This window comes from Buttiauxella noackiae ATCC 51607, assembly GCF_001654865.1.
Taxonomy (GTDB): Bacteria; Pseudomonadota; Gammaproteobacteria; order Enterobacterales; family Enterobacteriaceae; genus Buttiauxella; species Buttiauxella noackiae.
Genome location: NZ_LXEO01000047.1, coordinates 165051 through 184333 on the forward strand (window position 1 = coordinate 165051; position 19283 = coordinate 184333).

The following is a 19283-nucleotide window of genomic DNA, read 5'->3' on the forward strand; positions in this document are numbered from 1 at the left end:
GCCAGATAGTGAGAGAGATCACAATACCCAAGCGATTCCCCTGCCGCTTAAATACGATAAAAATGATAATAAAATGTTTATATTCATGATGTTAAATGACATTTAGCACATAATCGTATAAATAAGAATGCCATTTGACCTGTGTGCGCTTTCCCGATAACTTGGAAATCCGCTGGAAGCTTTCTGGGTGGGTTCTGTGCCCATCATATTTATGCAGTAATTTAGATTCCCTCTAAAGCAAGTCCTCAATACTTGTGAAACCGGATGCGTCAGACATCAAGAGGGCGACACACGCGGTAAGCGTAGATTCGCAAACCCCGTCGCCATGCCCTTGCTGCGTCTGGACGCAAACGGTATCGGGAATCACGTAGAGCCTGGGGAGGTTCACTGATATGTTGTACGATAAATCCCTTGAGAAGGATAACTGTGGTTTCGGCCTGATCGCCCACATAGAAGGCGAACCTAGCCACAAGGTAGTGCGTACTGCTATTCACGCACTGGCCCGAATGCAGCACCGTGGAGCAATCCTCGCCGATGGTAAAACCGGTGATGGTTGTGGACTGCTGTTGCAAAAACCTGACCGTTTCTTCCGAATCGTTGCGGAAGAACGTGGTTGGCGTTTGGCAAAAAATTATGCGGTAGGCATGATTTTCTTAAACAAAGACGACGCGCTGGCAAGTGCAAGCCGCCGCATCGTTGAAGAAGAGTTGCAAAACGAGACCCTGTCGATTGTAGGATGGCGCGAAGTGCCAACCAATGAAGACGTACTCGGTGAAATCGCCCTCTCCTCAAAACCTCGCATCGAACAAATTTTTGTTAATGCTCCGGCTGGCTGGCGCCCACGTGATATGGAACGTCGCCTGTTTATCGCCCGTCGCCGCATTGAGAAACGCATCCAGGATAAAGACTTTTACGTTTGTAGTCTCTCCAACCTGGTTAACATCTATAAAGGTCTATGTATGCCGGCAGACTTGCCGCGCTTTTACCTGGACCTGGCGGACTTGCGCCTGGAATCAGCTATTTGCCTGTTCCACCAGCGTTTCTCCACCAACACCGTGCCACGCTGGCCGCTGGCTCAGCCATTCCGCTACCTGGCGCACAACGGTGAAATCAACACCATCACCGGTAACCGCCAATGGGCTCGCGCCCGTACCTACAAGTTCCAGACTCCGTTGATCCCGGACTTGCATGATGCTGCGCCATTCGTGAACGAAACCGGTTCCGACTCAAGCTCCATGGATAACATGCTTGAACTGCTGTTAGCTGGCGGGATGGATATTGTTCGCGCCATGCGTTTGCTGGTTCCACCAGCCTGGCAGAACAACCCGAACATGGACCCAGAGCTGCGTGCCTTCTTCGACTTTAACTCCATGCATATGGAGCCATGGGATGGTCCAGCAGGAATCGTGATGTCCGACGGGCGTTACGCTGCCTGTAATCTCGACCGTAACGGTCTGCGCCCGGCGCGCTACGTCATCACTAAAGATAAGCTGATCACTTGTGCTTCTGAAGTTGGGATCTGGGATTACCAGCCTGACGAAGTCATCGAGAAAGGACGTGTCGGCCCTGGCGAGCTGATGGTTATCGATACACGTATTGGCCGAATTCTGCATTCAGCTGAAACCGATGCCGATTTGAAGAGCCGCCACCCGTATAAAGAGTGGATGGAAAACAACGTCCGTCGCCTGGTGCCGTTTGAAGATTTACCAGACGAAGAAGTTGGCTCCCGTGAAATGGATGACGATACCCTCGCAAGCTTCCAGAAACAGTTTAACTACAGCGTAGAAGAGCTGGATTCTGTGATTCGTGTGCTGGGTGAAAATGGCCAGGAAGCGGTCGGTTCAATGGGTGACGATACCCCGTTTGCCGTGCTCTCCAGCCAGCCACGCATCATTTACGATTACTTCCGCCAGCAATTTGCGCAGGTAACTAACCCGCCAATCGACCCGCTGCGTGAAGCGCACGTAATGTCTCTGGCAACCAGCATTGGCCGTGAAATGAACGTCTTCTGTGAAGCAGAAGGCCAGGCGCACCGCCTGAGCTTCAAATCGCCAATTTTGCTGTGGTCTGATTTCCAGCAGCTCACTTCACTTGAAGAACAGCATTACCGTGCCGATACGCTGGACATCACCTACGATGCCTCCGCTCAGTCGCTGCACGAAACTGTAAATGCTCTGTGCGACGAAGCGGAACGTATGGTTCGCAACGGCACAGTGCTGTTGGTACTGTCTGACCGTAACATTGCGAAAGATCGCCTTCCGGTTCCGGCTCCAATGGCGGTTGGTGCGATACAGACTCGACTGGTCGAGAAAAATCTGCGTTGCGATGCGAACATTATTGTCGAAACAGCAAGTGCGCGTGACCCACACCACTTCGCAGTTCTGCTCGGTTTTGGTGCGACGGCAATCTATCCATACCTCGCTTACGAAACTCTGGCGAAGCTGGTCGACAACAGTGCTATCGAAAAACCGTACCGTGAAGTGATGCAGAATTACCGCAACGGCATCAACAAGGGTCTGTACAAGATCATGTCCAAAATGGGCATCTCGACTATTGCCTCTTACCGTTGCTCGAAACTGTTTGAAGCAGTTGGCCTGCATAAAGAAGTTTCTGAGCTGTGCTTCCAGGGCGTTGTCAGCCGTATTGGTGGTGCAGGATTTAACGATTTCCAACAAGACTTGTTGAACCTGTCTAAGCGCGCATGGCTCGCTCGCAAGCCGCTAGACCAGGGTGGGCAATTGAAATACGTTCACGGTGGCGAATATCACGCTTACAACCCTGACGTGGTTCAGACGCTGCAAAAAGCCGTCAACAGTGGCGAATACAAAGATTATCAAGAGTACGCGAAGCTTGTAAACGAGCGTCCGGTGGCAACACTGCGCGATATGCTTGCTCTGAACCCGCAAGATGAAACAGTCAAGATTGAAGATGTTGAGCCTGCCACTGAGCTGTATAAACGTTTCGATACTGCTGCGATGTCTATCGGTGCATTAAGCCCGGAAGCACACGAATCGCTGGCAGAAGCGATGAACAGCATCGGTGGGAACTCCAACTCTGGTGAAGGTGGCGAAGACCCTGCACGTTACGGCACCAATAAAGTGTCCCGTATCAAACAGGTGGCTTCCGGCCGTTTCGGCGTGACGCCAGCTTACCTGGTGAACGCTGATGTTATCCAGATTAAAGTTGCTCAGGGCGCGAAACCTGGTGAAGGCGGTCAGTTGCCAGGTGATAAGGTCACGCCATATATCGCAAAACTGCGTTATTCCGTACCTGGTGTGACGCTGATTTCACCACCACCGCACCACGATATTTACTCTATCGAAGATTTGGCGCAGCTGATTTTCGACCTGAAACAGGTCAATCCTAAAGCGATGATCTCCGTCAAACTGGTTTCCGAACCAGGTGTTGGCACCATCGCAACGGGTGTGGCAAAAGCTTATGCCGATCTGATTACTATCGCCGGATACGACGGTGGTACAGGTGCAAGCCCATTGTCATCAGTGAAATATGCTGGCTGCCCATGGGAACTGGGTCTGGTAGAAACACAACAGGCACTGGTTGCCAACGGCCTGCGTCATAAAATTCGTCTGCAAGTTGATGGCGGTCTGAAAACAGGCTTAGACATCATTAAAGCGGCAATTCTTGGCGCAGAAAGCTTTGGTTTCGGCACAGGTCCAATGGTTGCATTAGGTTGTAAATACCTGCGTATTTGCCACCTGAATAACTGCGCAACCGGTGTTGCAACTCAGGATGAAAAACTGCGTAAAAACCACTATCACGGCCTGCCATTCAAAGTGACAAACTACTTTGAATTCATTGCCCGTGAAACGCGTGAGTTGATGGCACAGTTGGGCGTGAAGCGCCTGGTTGACTTGATTGGTCGTACTGACTTGCTCAAAGAGCTGGACGGTTTCACTGCCAAACAACAAAACCTCGATCTGTCGAATCTGCTGAAAACAGCCGAGCCAATGCCGGGCAAAGCGGTCTACTGGACAGAAACAAACCCACCATTTGATAAAGGTGATCTGAACGCTCAACTGCTCGCTCAGGCGAAGCAGTATGTGGATGACAAGCAGAGCAAAACGTTCTGGTTTGATATCCGCAACACTGACCGTTCAGTGGGTGCCACATTGTCTGGTTATATTGCACAGCACAATGGTGACCAGGGGCTTGCAGCCGATCCGATTAAAGCGCATTTCAGCGGTACTGCCGGGCAAAGCTTTGGGGTATGGAACGCCGGTGGCGTAGAGTTACACCTCACTGGCGATGCCAACGACTATGTCGGCAAAGGTATGGCTGGCGGTTTGATTTCGTTGCGTCCTCCGGTAGGTTCATTCTTCCGTAGCCACGAAGCAACCATCATAGGCAACACCTGCTTGTACGGTGCAACAGGCGGCAAACTTTATGCTGCAGGCCGTGCGGGTGAACGTTTCGCTGTGCGTAACTCCGGTGCAATTACCGTTGTAGAAGGCATTGGCGATAACGGTTGTGAATACATGACTGGCGGTATTGTCTGTGTCATCGGCAAGACGGGCGTGAACTTTGGTGCAGGTATGACCGGTGGTTTCGCTTACGTGCTTGATGAAGATGGTGATTTCCGTAAACGCGTTAACCCTGAGTTGGTTGAACTACTCAACGTTGATGAGCTGGCCATTCATGAAGAACACCTGCGCGGGATGATTACCGAGCATGTGCAACTGACGGGTTCCCAGCGCGGCGAAGAAATTCTGGCAAATTGGCCGGAATTTGCCTCGAAATTCACGTTGGTTAAACCGAAGTCCAGTGATGTTAAAGCATTGTTGGGTCACCGCAGTCGTTCCGCAGCTGAGCTGCGGGTGCAGGCGCAGTAAGAGGTCACGATGAGTCAAAACGTTTATCAATTTATCGACTTACAGCGCGTTGATCCGCCAAAGAAACCGCTCAAGATCCGTAAAATTGAATTTGTGGAAATTTACGAGCCGTTCTCAGAAGGCCAGGCCAAAGCACAGGCAGACCGCTGCCTGTCTTGCGGCAACCCATACTGCGAATGGAAATGCCCGGTTCATAACTACATTCCAAACTGGTTGAAGCTGGCCAACGAAGGGCGAATTATCGAAGCGGCTGAATTGTCTCACCAGACGAACAGCCTGCCGGAAGTGTGCGGCCGCGTTTGCCCACAGGATCGTCTGTGTGAAGGTTCTTGTACCCTCAATGACGAGTTTGGTGCCGTCACCATCGGTAACATCGAGCGCTATATCAACGATAAAGCGATTGAGATGGGCTGGAAACCTGACCTGACCGGCGTGAAGCAAACCGGCAAACGCGTGGCGATTATCGGTGCTGGCCCTGCGGGGCTGGCGTGTGCTGATGTGCTGGCGCGTAACGGCGTTAAAGCGGTGGTTTATGACCGTCATCCAGAAATCGGCGGCCTGCTGACCTTCGGTATTCCAGCGTTCAAACTGGAAAAAGAAGTGATGACTAAACGCCGCGAAATCTTCAGCGGTATGGGTATCGAGTTCAAACTGAACACCGAAGTGGGCCGCGATGTACACATCGACGACCTGCTCAAAGAGTTCGATTCCGTCTTCCTGGGCGTGGGCACTTACCAGTCCATGCGCGGTGGTTTAGAAAATGAAGATGCCACAGGCGTGTTCGACGCCCTGCCGTTCCTCATTGCTAACACCAAAAAGATTATGGGCTTTGATGATTCGCCAGAAGAGCCATATGTGAACATGGAAGGCAAACGTGTTGTGGTACTTGGCGGTGGTGATACCGCGATGGACTGCGTGCGTTCATCGATTCGTCAGGGCGCAACACACGTAATCTGTGCTTATCGTCGTGACGAAGAGAACATGCCGGGCTCTAAGCGCGAAGTGAAAAATGCGCGCGAAGAGGGTGTGGAGTTCCAGTTCAACGTGCAGCCGCTGGGCGTAGAAGTGAATGGTAATGGCCGCGTGTCGGGTGTGAAAGTGGCTCGTACTGAGCTGGGCGCACCGGATGCCAATGGCCGTCGTCGTCCAGAAATCGTTGCCGGTTCCGAGCATGTTGTCCCTGCCGATGCGGTGATTATGGCGTTTGGTTTCCGTCCACATGCTATGCAGTGGCTGGAAAAACACAGCGTTGAGTTGGACAGCCAGGGGCGCATTCTGGCTCCGGAAGGCAGCGATAATCCGTTCCAGACCAGCAACCCGAAAATCTTTGCTGGCGGTGACGCCGTTCGTGGTTCTGATCTGGTGGTCACAGCAATTGCTGAAGGCCGTAAAGCGGCTGACGGGATCCTGAACTTCCTCGAAGTTTAATTTGTCTGTCAGGGAGCAATTCGCTTACCTGACTTATCAATACGAAAAGCCCGGTGATTTTCATATCACCGGGCTTTTTTTGTTTTATCAGACTGCTTTATTTCGCTGCTTTATGCATCATCGGTCCCTTAATAGCCCCTTTTTTAACAGCACCAGCCCCACTAAGCGGCTTACCATCTATAGCATCGTGAGTCCGTACTGCTTCAGGGTGAATCCAGCGCTGAATCCGTGATGGCATATCCAGGCCAATCAGCAGAATGACTACAAAGGTTAGGCTAAACGAAAGCGAAGCAAGTGCAGTACCTAAATCAAGACGCTGAGCGATAGTCGCACCAATGATCGGAGCCAATGCACCACCCAGCGCACCGACGTTATAGGTAAAGCCCAGACCCGCAGCACGTTGTTCCGTATCGAAATAACCGCCAATCAATTTTGGTAAAATCCCTGCGATCCCTTGCCCCAACATCTGCTGTAAGAACAACAGCAGACCCAGCCCCCAAATGTTACCGCCACCGATGGCAAATACCGGGATAATCAATAATTGCGAGGCCAGGAGACTGCAGACATAAGCTTTGCGCGTACCTAACCAATCACCGAGGAAACCACCTACACAGCAACCAACTGCAGCACCAAAACCGCTAAAGAACAGGATATGTGCAACGGTTTTTGGGTCGTAGGCCAGCTCAGTTTTCAGATATGTTGGTAACAGTGCCTGAATAGGCCATGAATAAAGGAAGGCAAAGAACACCACGACCATCAGGGTGACACCCGTTGGCCAGCGCTTACCACTGCTTTGCACCATAAAGCTGATGAACACCGCCGCACATATCAAACCCAGCGCAGCAATAATTACCGCATTGCCAAGGTTACCGGCAAAACAGAAATAAAGCGCCGTTGCGACGACAACCGTGAGACCAATATTGATAAAACGATGTTCTCCACGATACAAAATATCCACCATGGTTTTGGTTGGTTTTGTATCAGCAAACTTCTCTTTCCAGTCTTCTGCTTCCGGAATATTTTTACGCAGCCAGAGCGCAAAAATAATAGGCAAAATGCCGATGAAGAACAGCGCACGCCAGCCCCATGCCGGCACTACAACGCTATATACTTGAGCTGCAATCACCGCTCCTACAGAGAAGCCAGAAATAAGAAAACCACTCGCCTTATTACGCATATGTTTAGGCCAGCTTTCGATGACATAGGTCGCACTAGACCCATATTCACCAGCCATGCCCATACCAATCAGCAGACGAGCAAGAAACATCGTCGTAAAGCCCGGAGCAAAACCGCATGCCAGAGTACCGAAAGAAAACAACACGATGCTGGTTATCATCGCAAGCTTGCGACCATAACGATCGCCCATTGCCCCCAGAACCAGACCGCCAAACCAGCGCGAGATAAAGGCCGCAGAGATCAAACTCGCCGCCTGAACAGTTGTCAGGCCAAATTCACTTTGAATTTCAGTTAGTACTAACGCTATCAAGACAAAATCAAAGCCATCTAATAAGTAGCCAATCCAGGCGGCTGAAAATGCTTTCCATTGCGGCTTAGTCAAATGGCGATACCACGGGATCCGTTGGGCAGTGTTATTCATAAAGCACTCCCGGTACGAGTTCTTAAAAACTCGCCCTTTTGTTGGGTCTGATTAGGTATGGTTTACAGCACCATGGTTTATTTATGTTATTCAGAACGCTGCACGTTCTTCCTGAAGCTGGACTGCGAGTGCTTTAAGCTCTGGCAGATAATGCTCTTCCACTGGCGAAAATGGTTTGCGACATAGCGGTACAGCAACAACATCCATGTAATGGAGTAAAGTTTTCAGTCCACGGAAAACACCCACTTTAATCAGCACATCAATAACTTTATTACATTCACTTTGAAGTTGGCTGGCGCGTCGCATATCACCGCTCTGAACCGCTTGCTTGATTGCCTGGTAGCGCCATCCCATTACGTTGTAAGTACTACCAATCCCGCCATCTGCGCCTGCAACCAGACCAGATGCAAAGATCTCGTCATAGCCGTTGTAGAGCACCAGATCTGGATGGGCACGGCGGATCTGTTCCATTTGGTAGAGATCGCCCGAAGTCTGTTTTAATGCGCCAACGCCAGGTAAGTTGATTAATGTATCAATCTGCTCGAGAGTGAGTTTCACGCCACTTAATGCCGGGATGTTGTAGACCACCATTGGCAATCCTTCAGATGCATCAATTACTGCGCGGTAGTGATCACAATGTTCATCGAAACTAAACGGGTAGTAGAAAGGTGTTACGGCAGAGACAGCATCAAAACCGTAACGGTGTGCGGCACTCGCCAGCAGCTGGCTCTCATGAGTACTAATACTGCCTACATGCGCAATCAGAGTTACTTTCCCTTTGGCTTCTTCAGCAACGATTTCCAGCACTTGCTCACGTTCCTGTGCACTCTGTAAAAAGGCCTCTCCGGTCGACCCCCCAACGTAGATACCATCAATACCCTGTTCAATATTGAAACGAACCAGACGGCGCAAGCTGTCGGTATCCACCTGTTGCTGCTGATTGAATGGAGTAAGCAGTGCGGGCATCACACCGCGAAGATTCTGTGTCATATACGCCTCAATTGTTGTCTGGTTTCTTAACATAACGATATACCTTTATACCTGTTATACCAGATCAAAAAGTAAACACCATATTACTAAGCGCTCAGGATGCGATCTTGCTCATATGAAATTATGATGGCTAATGAGACATACTAAAAAAGTGTGCGAGGGATCTCAGATTAAAGTTAGCTACTTTTTGGAATTGCGTTTGCGCGGAGTGGGATAGTAGGAAGCGAACACACTTTTCAAATGAGCTTTTAATGCCGCGTCAGCAGCATCAGGATCACGAGCCTGAATCGCGTTATAAATCTCAATATGCTGTTGATAGCTAATATTATTGTGGGCGTGAAGAACGTCCTGAGAAACTGTTGGTCGTGCCGCAATCAACCAGTCCAGCAATGCGACATGCACCGCCATAAAGATCGGATTATCAGGGATCTCAGCCAATTCCCGGTGGAATTCGATATCGGATCGAATAAACAGATCGTTATCATCAAGGGCCTGGTTATTCATCTCCAGCGCTTTTCCAAGACGAGCGATTTGATCGTCTGTGGCAAACTCAGCGGCATAGCGAACCAGGCTGGATTCAAAGAACATACGCAGTTGTTCAAAGTGCGCAATCCCGCCAGGGCGAGAAAGGAAATCCTTAGCTACACCTGACAGCTCACCAATGATGGTATCTGCAGAAGGACGAGAAACGCGAGCGCGCTCTCCGTTACTAATTTGTACCAGACCTTTTCTTTTAAGCGCCGCCAGTGCTTCACGTACTGAAGGGCGACCAACATTGAAAAAAGCCATAAGTTCGCGCTCGGAAGGCAATTGTTCGCCTTCAGCAAACTCACGTCTGCGAATCATTTGCTCAAGCTCTTCTTCCACCATTTCAGAGAGTTTTTTACGCGCAAGCGGGCGACGGCGCATCGTATGTCCGATGGTTTCAGTCGTCTCAGATGGTTGCTCGTCAAATGTACTCATAGCGTCAGAATAGGCCGTTTATGGAAGAAGCATCGCAAATAATATTGCCGAATCATAACACAGCAAATCATGTCTTACGTAAAGATGCAGCCTGTAGACTTGTTTAAGGCAGTAAAAAGCCAGTCATAAGACTGGCTTCGGATTTGCACTTTGACGAGCATGAATTCGCGAGTTACTTCACTACGCGTAATGCCGGACGGCCACCACGTGGAGGAGGCTCATCATCCGGACCGTCTTCATCTTCATCGTGATCCGGGCGATCACCATCGATCACCTGCATCACCATTTCTGAATCCGATGGTTGCTGCTCAATATCGTTATGACTTTCACCATCTTCGTCATAGCTAGCTTCCGGCTCGAACATGGTGCCAGCACCATTTTCACGCGCATAAATAGCCAGAACCGCAGCCATAGGAACAAACACCTGACGTGGCACACCACCGAAACGCGCATTGAAACGCACATCACCGTTGGCTAACTCCAGGTTTCCTACTGCACGCGGAGCGATATTCAGGACAATTTGCCCGTCACGTGCATATTCCATAGGCACATGCACGCCTGGCAATGTCACATCCACAACCAAGTGCGGTGTGAGCTGGTTATCCAGTAGCCACTCGTAGAAAGCACGAAGCAGATAAGGACGACGTGGTGACAATTGCGACATTTCCATCAATTAGCCCCGGGTCTGAAGACGCATTTCGCGCTCAGGTTCGGTCAAAGAAGCGAGGAATGAATCACGCTCAAACACGCGAGTCATATAACCTTTCATCTCTTTAGAACCCGCGCCTGTCAACTCAATACCCATCTGCGGCAAACGCCACAGCAGCGGTGCCAGGTAGCAATCTACCAGGCTGAATTCATCACTCAGGAAGAAAGGTTTCTGAGTGAATACAGGTGCGATGGCCAGCAGTTCTTCACGTAATTGCTTGCGTGCAGCATCAGCTTCTTGAGCAGAACCGTTCATCACGATATGCATCAGGGAATACCAGTCTTTCTGGATACGATGCATGTACAGGCGACTTTCACCACGTGCAACCGGGTAAACCGGCATTAATGGTGGGTGCGGGAAACGCTCATCAAGATATTCCATTATGATGCGGGATTCCCACAGGGTAAGTTCGCGGTCAACCAAGGTCGGTACGCTGTGATTTGGGTTGAGGTCAATCAGATCCTGAGGCAGGTTATCCGTTTCCACATGCTCAATTTCAACGCTAACACCTTTTTCAGCCAGTACGATACGCACCTGGTGGCTATAGATGTCAGTAGGACCGGAAAACAGCGTCATCACCGAACGTTTGTTGGCAGCGACAGCCATGAAAACCTCCAAGTTTATCAGAAAATTACTGCTAATAGCCGCAAGCGGCAACTAACCTGACCGTTTGATACCCAACAACGCCGGAACACCACCAGTTGCCAGAAAACGAGGCGAAAACAAACTGATGCCGACATGCGGGCAGAAAATTGGTTGATAGTTTACCAGATTTTACGGGTTTTGTGGGGGACGGATCTGGAATTTGACTGAAAATCCAGTTTTATCATAGCGTTAGTAACACTAAATATAATTTTCAGGCATAAAAAAACCCGGTACAGGACCGGGTTTTTTCGTAAATTGTATTCTGCAAAAGCAGAGGACAATTAACGTTTGGAGAACTGAGGACGACGACGTGCTTTACGCAGACCGACTTTCTTACGTTCAACTTCACGAGCATCACGAGTAACGAAACCAGCTTTACGCAGTTCGCCACGCAGGGACTCGTCGTACTCCATCAGAGCGCGGGTGATACCGTGACGGATCGCACCAGCCTGACCAGAAGTACCACCACCTTTAACAGTGATGTACAGATCGAATTTCTCAACCATATCAACCAATTCCAGCGGCTGACGAACTACCATGCGGGCAGTTTCACGACCGAAGTACTGTTCCAGAGAACGTTGGTTGATGATGATTTTGCCGCTGCCCGGTTTGATAAACACGCGAGCTGCGGAACTTTTGCGGCGACCAGTGCCGTAGTATTGATTTTCAGCCATTGCCATAATCCCGATTAAATGTCCAGAACTTGCGGTTGCTGTGCCGCGTGGTTGTGCTCGGTGCCCGCGTAAACTTTCAGTTTACGGAACATAGCACGGCCCAGCGGGCCCTTTGGCAGCATGCCTTTAACCGCGATTTCAATCACACGCTCAGGACGGCGGGCAATCATCTCTTCAAAGGTCGCTTGTTTGATACCACCGATGTGGCCGGTGTGATGGTAATACACTTTGTCAGTACGCTTGTTGCCGGTTACAGCAACTTTTTCTGCGTTCAGAACGATGATGTAATCACCAGTATCAACGTGCGGAGTGTATTCCGCTTTGTGCTTACCGCGCAGACGGCGAGCCAGTTCAGTAGCCAGGCGACCTAAGGTCTTACCGTCAGCGTCAACAACGAACCAGTCGCGCTGTACGGTTTCTGGTTTAGCTGTAAAAGTTTTCATTAAAAGCTTACCCAATATATAGTTACACGTAGGTGTTCACCCAAACGTTTAAAATCAGTTCAAGGTTCACACGACAAAGTCCGGCAAACCTACCCCTTCGAATAGCCAATGCCAGCACGACCAAGTTTTGGGAAAAAAACTTTGGTTGTAACGTGGGGTCGCAAGATTATAGGGAAGTCGCCCCTAAAGGTCGAACCTTTTTGTCGTTTTTGTCTCACTTTGTAGTTAGCCCCGGCCTCAATTGCGGTTTAAGGCATATGCGACAAACGCAAATACTCCTCACTTTGCATTTCCTGCAAGCGCGACAGGCAGCGCTGGAACTCAAAGCGCAATCTTTCTCCCTGATAAATCTCGAATAGAGAAACTTGCGCTGATACCACCAGCTTGACGTGACGTTCGTAGAACTCATCTACCAGAGCGATGAAGCGACGTGCTTCATTTTCATTACGCGTATTCATAACCGGTACATTAAACAACATCACGGTATGGAACAGACGCGACAATGCGATGTAGTCATGCTGGCTGCGAGCATCGACACACAATGTATTGAAATCAACCGCAAGCGTCTGATTGGCAAGGCCTAAAGTAGCTAATGGACGATGGTTAATTTCCAACACCGGCTCTCCTTCCCGCACTGCGCCGGCCAGAGCTGTGTAGAGTTTTTCCATTTGCCCTGCAGTTTCGTCATTAAGCGGAGAAAGCCATAAATGGGCCTGAGTCAGCGTTCTCAAACGGTAATCGATACCCGCATCAACGTTCATGATTGCACAGTGGCGTTTTATCGCGTCAATCGCAGGGATAAATCGCGACCTCTGTAGACCGTTACGATATAGATCATCTGGCGGAATATTAGATGTAGCCACAAGCGTAATTCCGCGCGCAAACAGAGCCTGCATCAACGTGCCAAGCAGCATTGCATCAGTGATATCCGAGACAAAAAATTCGTCAAAACAGAGAATGTCCGTCTGTGCTTTAAAGCGGTCTGCAATCAATTCCAGCGGATCGGTTTGCCCTTGCAGCTCGGCCAGTTCTTCATGCACACGCAACATGAACCGATGAAAGTGCAGCCGCAGCTTGCGTTCGCCAGGTAGACTCTGAAAAAACATGTCCATTAACCACGTTTTCCCTCGCCCCACTCCCCCCCACATATAGAGCCCATGGACAGGCTCCTGATTTGCCGAAGCGCTACGTTTACCAAAGAGCTTGCCAAAGAAACTACCGCTTGCTGCCACAGTTGGCGTTTGGCTGGTTAATGCCTGCCAAATGGCGTCCAGTCTGGCAACAGCTTCACGCTGCACATCATCCGGTTGATAGCTGCCCTCGGTCAGGGCTTGTTGGTAGCGCAATGCGGGAGAGATATTTTGCATGGTATTATGGTATTCCCTTAAAAATCGGATTGCCGTTTACTTAATGCTCAAAAAAGGACGGTTGTCGAAAAAAAGGCCGTTCTACCCTAAGCGATGCTGCGTCAGGATTCCACTTCTCTTAGGTTAACGGTTATAGTGGCTACATTACCCTACGGAAACACAATACAACGGGAGAAGTTCATGACCTGGGAATATGCGCTAATTGGGTTAGTTGTTGGCATCATCGTTGGTGCAGTTGCTATGCGTTTCGGCAACCGCAAGCTGCGTCAGCAGCAAGCAATGCAGTACGAAATTGAGAAAAACAAAGCAGAACTTGAAGAGTATCGTGAAGAGTTAGTCAGTCATTTTGCACGTAGTGCCGAATTGCTCGACAACATGGCTCATGATTACCGCCAGCTTTATCAACACATGGCAAAAAGCTCCAGCAGCTTGTTGCCAGAAATGTCAGCAGAAGCGAATCCATTCCGAAACCGCCTCGCTGAGTCTGAAGCCAGCAACGATCAGGCACCGGTTCAAATGCCGCGTGACTATTCCGATGGCGCATCCGGTTTGCTGCGTACTGAACGCGCAAAACGCGATTAATCACAATTCTGTATTTTTTTCCTGGGGTACGGTTTTCGTACCCCAATCTCTCTCACGCACAGCTATCATTTACTAGTATCTCATCACTCTATAACAACATTGTTACCCGGTTGATATTTCAATAACATCGGAGTGTCATCCCCTGTATCCTGGTAGATGACAAGTCGGTCGGGTTTTCCTTTTTCCAGGTCACGAGAGCAAGCAACCAATGAAGAAACAAACACTGTTGTTGAGTGCATTAGCGATAAGTGTCGGGCTAACGTTCGGTATTGCATCGCAGGTAAATGCGGCGTTGCCAGCACAAGTTCCGGGCCAGGCAGCAATACCAAGCCTTGCACCAATGCTGGAAAAAGTCTTACCCGCGGTAGTCAGCGTGCAGGTAGAAGGCACAGCGGCTGCACCGAGCCAGAAAGTCCCGGAAGAGTTTAAAAAGTTCTTTGGCGATGACATGCCACCTTCGGAAGCTCAGCCATTTGAAGGTCTGGGCTCTGGCGTCATCATCAATGCAGAAAAAGGCTATGTGTTAACCAATAATCACGTCATCAACCACGCAGAGAAAATCAGCGTGCAGTTAAATGATGGACGTGAGTTTGATGCCAAATTAATTGGTGGCGATGATCAAAGTGATATCGCACTGATTCAAATCCAGAATCCCAGTGGCCTGACGCAAATCGCCGTGGCTGATTCAGACAAGTTGCGCGTTGGTGATTTCGCGGTCGCTGTGGGTAACCCATTCGGCCTTGGGCAAACAGCCACATCAGGTATAGTTTCAGCACTAGGCCGTAGTGGTCTTAACCTTGAAGGGTTAGAAAACTTTATCCAGACAGATGCTTCCATTAACCGTGGTAACTCCGGTGGCGCGTTGCTGAACCTGAACGGAGAGCTTATCGGCATTAATACCGCGATTCTCGCACCCAGTGGCGGCAGCGTCGGAATCGGCTTTGCCATCCCTAGCAATATGGCGCAAACCCTGGCTAAACAGTTGATGGAGTTTGGCGAGATCAAACGTGGTTTGCTGGGCATTAAAGGCACAGAGATGAGTGCTGATATTGCAAAAGCCTTTAACCTGACAACCCAACGCGGTGCATTCGTCAGCGAAGTCTTGCGGCAATCAGGTTCAGCAAAAGCAGGCGTCAAAGCCGGTGATGTGATTACCAGTTTGAATGGCAAAGCCATCAACAGTTTTGCTGAGCTGCGCGCAAAAATCGCCACAACTGAACCCGGAACTGTAGTGAAACTGGGCTTGCTGCGCGATGGGAAACCGTTGGAAGTGAGCGTGACGCTGGATAAAAGTACGGCATCATCAGCCAACGCAGAACTGATTATGCCAGCCTTGCAAGGCGCAACCCTGAGTGACGGCCAGTTAAAAGATGGCACTAAGGGCATTAAACTCGACAGCGTTGAAAAAGGTACGCCTGCGGCACAAGCCGGCTTACATAAAGATGATTTCATCATTGGCGTGAACCGCGAACGGGTCGCAAGCATCGCGGAAATGCGTAAGGTTCTGGAAAGCAAACCAGACGTTATTGCGTTGCATGTGGCGCGCGGTGAAGAGAGCATATATCTGTTAGTACGTTAATCTGCTCAGTAATCGGACATCTGTGTACGATGTCCGATTAACTCATGCTATTCTGCTTCCGGCTTATTATTAACTAATTCAAATCCATGTTTCTAAAGATATTACGCTCGGTGGTAATTGGCCTGATTGTGGCTGGATTGTTGTTGGTTGCATTACCAACTCTACGCCAGAAAATCGTCCCTTTAGCCCCCTCAAAGTTTGACAGTGCTGATGAAACTCCGCTGAGCTATAACTCTGCGGTGCGACGTGCTGCGCCTGCTGTGGTGAACGTATACAACCGCAGCATCGGTAACAACTCGCAAAATCAGCTAGAAATTAAAACTCTTGGTTCAGGCGTGATCATGGACGAGCGTGGTTACATCATTACCAATAAACATGTCATTAATGATGCCGAACAAATCATCGTTGCACTGCAAGATGGCCGTGTTTTTGAAGCACTACTGGTTGGCTCCGACAGCCTTACCGACCTGGCTGTATTGAAAATCAATGCCACCAGCCTTCCTGTTATTCCTATTAACAATAAGCGAGTGCCGCATATTGGTGATGTCGTCATGGCGATTGGTAACCCATATAACCTTGGGCAGACCATTACACAGGGGATAATCAGCGCGACGGGTCGTATTGGCCTTAGCCCTTCAGGTCGCCAGTCATTCCTGCAAACTGACGCCTCGATTAACCACGGCAACTCGGGTGGCGCACTGGTTAACTCGCTGGGCGAGTTAATGGGTATTAACACATTGTCTTTTGATAAAAGTAATGATGGCGAAACACCAGAAGGTATTGGCTTTGCAATCCCTACTCAGCTTTCCACCAAAATCATGGATAAGCTTATTCGCGATGGCCGCGTGATTCGTGGTTACATTGGTATTGGCGGGCGTGAGATAACACCATTGCATGGTCCGGCTACCGGCATCGATCAGATTCAAGGGATCATCGTTAACGAAGTTTCACCTGGTGGCCCTGCAGCGAAAGCAGGTCTTCTGGTTAACGACGTGATTATTTCGGTGAACAATAAGCCAGCCATTTCAGCATTAGGCACTATGGATCAGGTGGCAGAAATTCGCCCAGGTTCAGTCATTCCGGTTGAAGTGATGCGCGATGATAAGAAGCTGACGTTACAAGTGACGATTCAGGAATATCCCGCCACTAACTGATAAATGTTGAATCTCAGGCAATAAAAAACCGGAACTCAGTTCCGGTTTTTTTATCTCTGAAGTCTGGTGTTTACTTGTTAACGAACTCTTCACCAAGAGTAATATCTTTCTTCAGGGTATCGAGCATCCCTTCCAGCGCCTGGTGCTCAAACGCACTCAGTTTGCCGTAAGATTTGAGCTCTGCAATACCGTTTTTACCCAGCAGCAGCGGCTGAGAGAAGAAACGAGCGTGCTCGCCATTGCCTTCAACATACGCACATTCAACAACATTGCTTTCGCCTTGCAGCGCGCGAACCAGAGACAGACCAAAACGTGCAGCAGCCTGGCCCATTGACAGAGTTGCAGACCCGCCACCAGCCTTCGCTTCTACAACTTCAGTACCCGCATTCTGAATACGCTTAGTTAAATCAGCAACTTCCTGCTCAGAGAAGCTTACGCCTGGGATCTGAGACAGCAGTGGCAGAATAGTCACACCAGAGTGTCCGCCAATAACAGGGACTTCGATATCCGTCGGCAGTTTGCCTTTCAATTCCGCAACAAAGGTGTTGGAGCGGATGATGTCCAGCGTAGTAACGCCAAATAATTTGTTTTTATCGTAAACACCTGCTTTTTTCAGCACTTCCGCGGCAATAGCAACGGTGGTATTCACAGGGTTTGTGATAATACCGATACATGCCTTAGGGCAAGTTTTGGCAATCTGTTGAACCAGATTCTTCACAATTCCCGCATTGACGTTAAACAGGTCAGAACGGTCCATACCTGGTTTACGTGCTACACCGGCAGAGATAAGCACCACATCCGCACCAACCAGTGCAGGAGTTGCATCTTCACCACAGAAACCTTTGATTTTTACATCGGTCGGGATATGACTCAGATCGACTGCAACACCTGGGGTTACAGGTGCAATATCATACAGAGAGAGTTCTGAACCTGAAGGCAGTTGGGTCTTGAGTAGAAGGGCAAGCGCCTGGCCGATTCCGCCGGCTGCGCCGAGGACTGCAACTTTCATCCTAAACTCCTTATTATGGTTAGCAAATAGGTGCCGTAACTCCATGCGGTGGCGACCATAATCCAGAGAAGGGGTAATTACAATATTCCCGCTTAAGGTTTGCGACGTTACGCAATCCTGAAACGTTACTGCTGCATTTACTCGCCGGGTGGAAACGACGCCTTAGCGCCCGGTCACAACCTGATGTTGTCACATCAACAGGCGGTTACATTACCCCTCCCTACGCAGCAAAACAACATCATTTTGATAACATTTAATTTACCTAACGACTTATTTTCGAGTCGTGACGAAGGCATGTTTCTCGATAACAAAATTTGATAAAATCAGCCCCTTTCATAACATTAATTCAGGCTTACACCCTATTAATTATGCCCTTTAGCATTCGAGTTGCAGGTAGGCGGCAAGGGAGTGAGTTCCCAGGAGCTTACTTCAGTAAGTGACTGGGGCGAGGGAGTGCAGCCAACACCCCTGCGGCTCGAAGGATATGGGCATATTGCATAAAAATTCATTTAAATGCATAATCATGTTATCTCTGTTGACCTGTCTATTCTATGGGTGACCTATGCGTATTTCCTCAAAACAAGAAGAATTAGTCAAAGCATTCAAAGCATTATTAAAAGAAGAGAAATTTAGTTCTCAAGGCGAGATCGTCCATGCTTTGCAAAACGAAGGTTTCGAAAACATTAACCAGTCCAAAGTATCCCGCATGCTAACCAAATTTGGCGCGGTACGTACTCGCAACGCAAAAATGGAAATGGTGTATTGCCTGCCTGCTGAATTGGGCGTTCCTACCACATCCAGTCCATTAAAAAATCTGGTACTGGATATTGATTACAACGATGCCGTTGTTGTGATCCACACAAGCCCGGGTGCTGCACAGTTGATTGCACGCCTACTGGATTCTTTAGGTAAAGCAGAAGGGATTCTGGGTACGATTGCCGGTGACGACACTATCTTTACTACGCCAGCCAAAGACTTCACGGTTAAAGAGCTTTATGAGGCGATTCTGGTGCTCTTCGAACAAGAGCTTTAAGTCTTAAAACGGCTGTTCCCGCTGTTATTGAATGGCGGGAGCAACGTGCTGATACATCCTTCTATTTCCTTATGCCTGCCTGCAAATCTTATTTTTCACCTCTCCTCATGCTTTAAAAACCGAACCCATCAGCAAGTTATGTGATGAACAGCACAAAAAGTCAAAGTTTGATATCTCATTGTTTTTACTTATATTTAACATAAATAAAGCAATAAAAGATCATTTTTAATAACTTTACGTAATAAAGAAAACCTCTATTA

At 49.2% G+C, this 19283-nt stretch carries 15 protein-coding genes; 6 read left to right on the forward strand and 9 right to left on the reverse strand.

Annotation, left to right across the window (positions count from 1 at the left end; genetic code table 11):
* Positions 1–392 precede the first annotated feature (392 nt).
* The gene (gltB, locus tag M979_RS15255) at positions 393–4850 is read left to right on the forward strand and encodes a glutamate synthase large subunit (RefSeq protein WP_074388669.1); all 4458 of its coding nucleotides are present in this window, start codon (positions 393–395) and stop codon (positions 4848–4850) included.
* Positions 4851–4859: 9 nt separating this feature from the next.
* Positions 4860–6278: a glutamate synthase small subunit gene (locus M979_RS15260; protein ID WP_034459782.1), complete on the forward strand. Its 1419-nt coding sequence runs from the start codon at positions 4860–4862 to the stop codon at positions 6276–6278.
* Between the two features lie 97 nt (positions 6279–6375).
* Here the strand turns inward: M979_RS15260 and M979_RS15265 are convergent, their stop codons facing one another.
* The 8 genes from M979_RS15265 to zapE all read right to left on the reverse strand — a co-directional run bounded on the left by M979_RS15265 (position 6376) and on the right by zapE (position 13666).
* A complete protein-coding gene (locus tag M979_RS15265) occupies positions 6376–7875 on the reverse strand; it encodes an MFS transporter (RefSeq protein WP_034459785.1) in 1500 nt (499 codons plus the stop codon).
* A gap of 90 nt (positions 7876–7965) precedes the next feature.
* The gene (gene nanA / locus M979_RS15270; protein WP_064555491.1) at positions 7966–8865 is read right to left on the reverse strand and encodes an N-acetylneuraminate lyase; all 900 of its coding nucleotides are present in this window, start codon (positions 8863–8865) and stop codon (positions 7966–7968) included.
* 180 nt (positions 8866–9045) lie between these two features.
* Positions 9046–9828: a transcriptional regulator NanR gene (locus M979_RS15275; protein WP_064555451.1), complete on the reverse strand. Its 783-nt coding sequence runs from the start codon at positions 9826–9828 to the stop codon at positions 9046–9048.
* A gap of 172 nt (positions 9829–10000) precedes the next feature.
* Positions 10001–10498: a ClpXP protease specificity-enhancing factor gene (gene sspB, locus M979_RS15280; RefSeq protein ID WP_034459794.1), complete on the reverse strand. Its 498-nt coding sequence runs from the start codon at positions 10496–10498 to the stop codon at positions 10001–10003.
* A gap of 3 nt (positions 10499–10501) precedes the next feature.
* Positions 10502–11143, reverse strand: coding sequence for a stringent starvation protein SspA (gene sspA, locus M979_RS15285; protein ID WP_034498882.1), 642 nt, complete (start codon positions 11141–11143; stop codon positions 10502–10504).
* A gap of 320 nt (positions 11144–11463) precedes the next feature.
* Positions 11464–11856, reverse strand: coding sequence for a 30S ribosomal protein S9 (gene rpsI, locus M979_RS15290; protein WP_034459799.1), 393 nt, complete (start codon positions 11854–11856; stop codon positions 11464–11466).
* 14 nt (positions 11857–11870) lie between these two features.
* A complete protein-coding gene (rplM, locus tag M979_RS15295) occupies positions 11871–12299 on the reverse strand; it encodes a 50S ribosomal protein L13 (RefSeq protein ID WP_034459800.1) in 429 nt (142 codons plus the stop codon).
* 248 nt (positions 12300–12547) lie between these two features.
* Positions 12548–13666: a cell division protein ZapE gene (gene zapE, locus M979_RS15300; protein WP_064555454.1), complete on the reverse strand. Its 1119-nt coding sequence runs from the start codon at positions 13664–13666 to the stop codon at positions 12548–12550.
* A gap of 180 nt (positions 13667–13846) precedes the next feature.
* Between zapE and zapG the strand changes: the two genes are divergently transcribed.
* The 3 genes from zapG (at position 13847) to degS (ending at position 16981) form a co-directional block, all read left to right on the forward strand.
* Positions 13847–14248: a Z-ring associated protein ZapG gene (gene zapG, locus M979_RS15305; RefSeq protein WP_034459804.1), complete on the forward strand. Its 402-nt coding sequence runs from the start codon at positions 13847–13849 to the stop codon at positions 14246–14248.
* Between the two features lie 208 nt (positions 14249–14456).
* Positions 14457–15827 carry a serine endoprotease DegQ gene (gene degQ / locus M979_RS15310; protein ID WP_064555456.1) on the forward strand — a complete coding sequence of 457 codons (1371 nt, stop codon included), beginning with the start codon at positions 14457–14459 and terminating at the stop codon, positions 15825–15827.
* A gap of 86 nt (positions 15828–15913) precedes the next feature.
* Complete coding sequence (gene degS / locus M979_RS15315) at positions 15914–16981, forward strand: outer membrane-stress sensor serine endopeptidase DegS (protein WP_034459808.1); 1068 nt, start codon at positions 15914–15916, stop codon at positions 16979–16981.
* 70 nt (positions 16982–17051) lie between these two features.
* Here the strand turns inward: degS and mdh are convergent, their stop codons facing one another.
* Complete coding sequence (mdh, locus tag M979_RS15320) at positions 17052–17990, reverse strand: malate dehydrogenase (protein WP_034459810.1); 939 nt, start codon at positions 17988–17990, stop codon at positions 17052–17054.
* A gap of 562 nt (positions 17991–18552) precedes the next feature.
* Between mdh and argR the strand changes: the two genes are divergently transcribed.
* Positions 18553–19023 (forward strand): transcriptional regulator ArgR, encoded by a 471-nt coding sequence (gene argR / locus M979_RS15325; RefSeq protein WP_034459812.1) that lies wholly within the window; start codon positions 18553–18555, stop codon positions 19021–19023.
* Positions 19024–19283 lie beyond the last annotated feature (260 nt).

What these genes read in the sequence shown, in the direction of transcription:
- gltB (WP_074388669.1), top strand. Translation starts at nt 393, where the DNA reads ATGTTGTACGATAAATCCCTTGAGAAGGATAACTGTGGTTTCGGCCTG.
- M979_RS15260 (WP_034459782.1), top strand. Translation starts at nt 4,860, where the DNA reads ATGAGTCAAAACGTTTATCAATTTATCGACTTACAGCGCGTTGATCCG.
- M979_RS15265 (WP_034459785.1), bottom strand. Translation starts at nt 7,875, where the DNA reads ATGAATAACACTGCCCAACGGATCCCGTGGTATCGCCATTTGACTAAG.
- nanA (WP_064555491.1), bottom strand. Translation starts at nt 8,865, where the DNA reads ATGACACAGAATCTTCGCGGTGTGATGCCCGCACTGCTTACTCCATTC.
- M979_RS15275 (WP_064555451.1), bottom strand. Translation starts at nt 9,828, where the DNA reads ATGAGTACATTTGACGAGCAACCATCTGAGACGACTGAAACCATCGGA.
- sspB (WP_034459794.1), bottom strand. Translation starts at nt 10,498, where the DNA reads ATGGAAATGTCGCAATTGTCACCACGTCGTCCTTATCTGCTTCGTGCT.
- sspA (WP_034498882.1), bottom strand. Translation starts at nt 11,143, where the DNA reads ATGGCTGTCGCTGCCAACAAACGTTCGGTGATGACGCTGTTTTCCGGT.
- rpsI (WP_034459799.1), bottom strand. Translation starts at nt 11,856, where the DNA reads ATGGCTGAAAATCAATACTACGGCACTGGTCGCCGCAAAAGTTCCGCA.
- rplM (WP_034459800.1), bottom strand. Translation starts at nt 12,299, where the DNA reads ATGAAAACTTTTACAGCTAAACCAGAAACCGTACAGCGCGACTGGTTC.
- zapE (WP_064555454.1), bottom strand. Translation starts at nt 13,666, where the DNA reads ATGCAAAATATCTCTCCCGCATTGCGCTACCAACAAGCCCTGACCGAG.
- zapG (WP_034459804.1), top strand. Translation starts at nt 13,847, where the DNA reads ATGACCTGGGAATATGCGCTAATTGGGTTAGTTGTTGGCATCATCGTT.
- degQ (WP_064555456.1), top strand. Translation starts at nt 14,457, where the DNA reads ATGAAGAAACAAACACTGTTGTTGAGTGCATTAGCGATAAGTGTCGGG.
- degS (WP_034459808.1), top strand. Translation starts at nt 15,914, where the DNA reads ATGTTTCTAAAGATATTACGCTCGGTGGTAATTGGCCTGATTGTGGCT.
- mdh (WP_034459810.1), bottom strand. Translation starts at nt 17,990, where the DNA reads ATGAAAGTTGCAGTCCTCGGCGCAGCCGGCGGAATCGGCCAGGCGCTT.
- argR (WP_034459812.1), top strand. Translation starts at nt 18,553, where the DNA reads ATGCGTATTTCCTCAAAACAAGAAGAATTAGTCAAAGCATTCAAAGCA.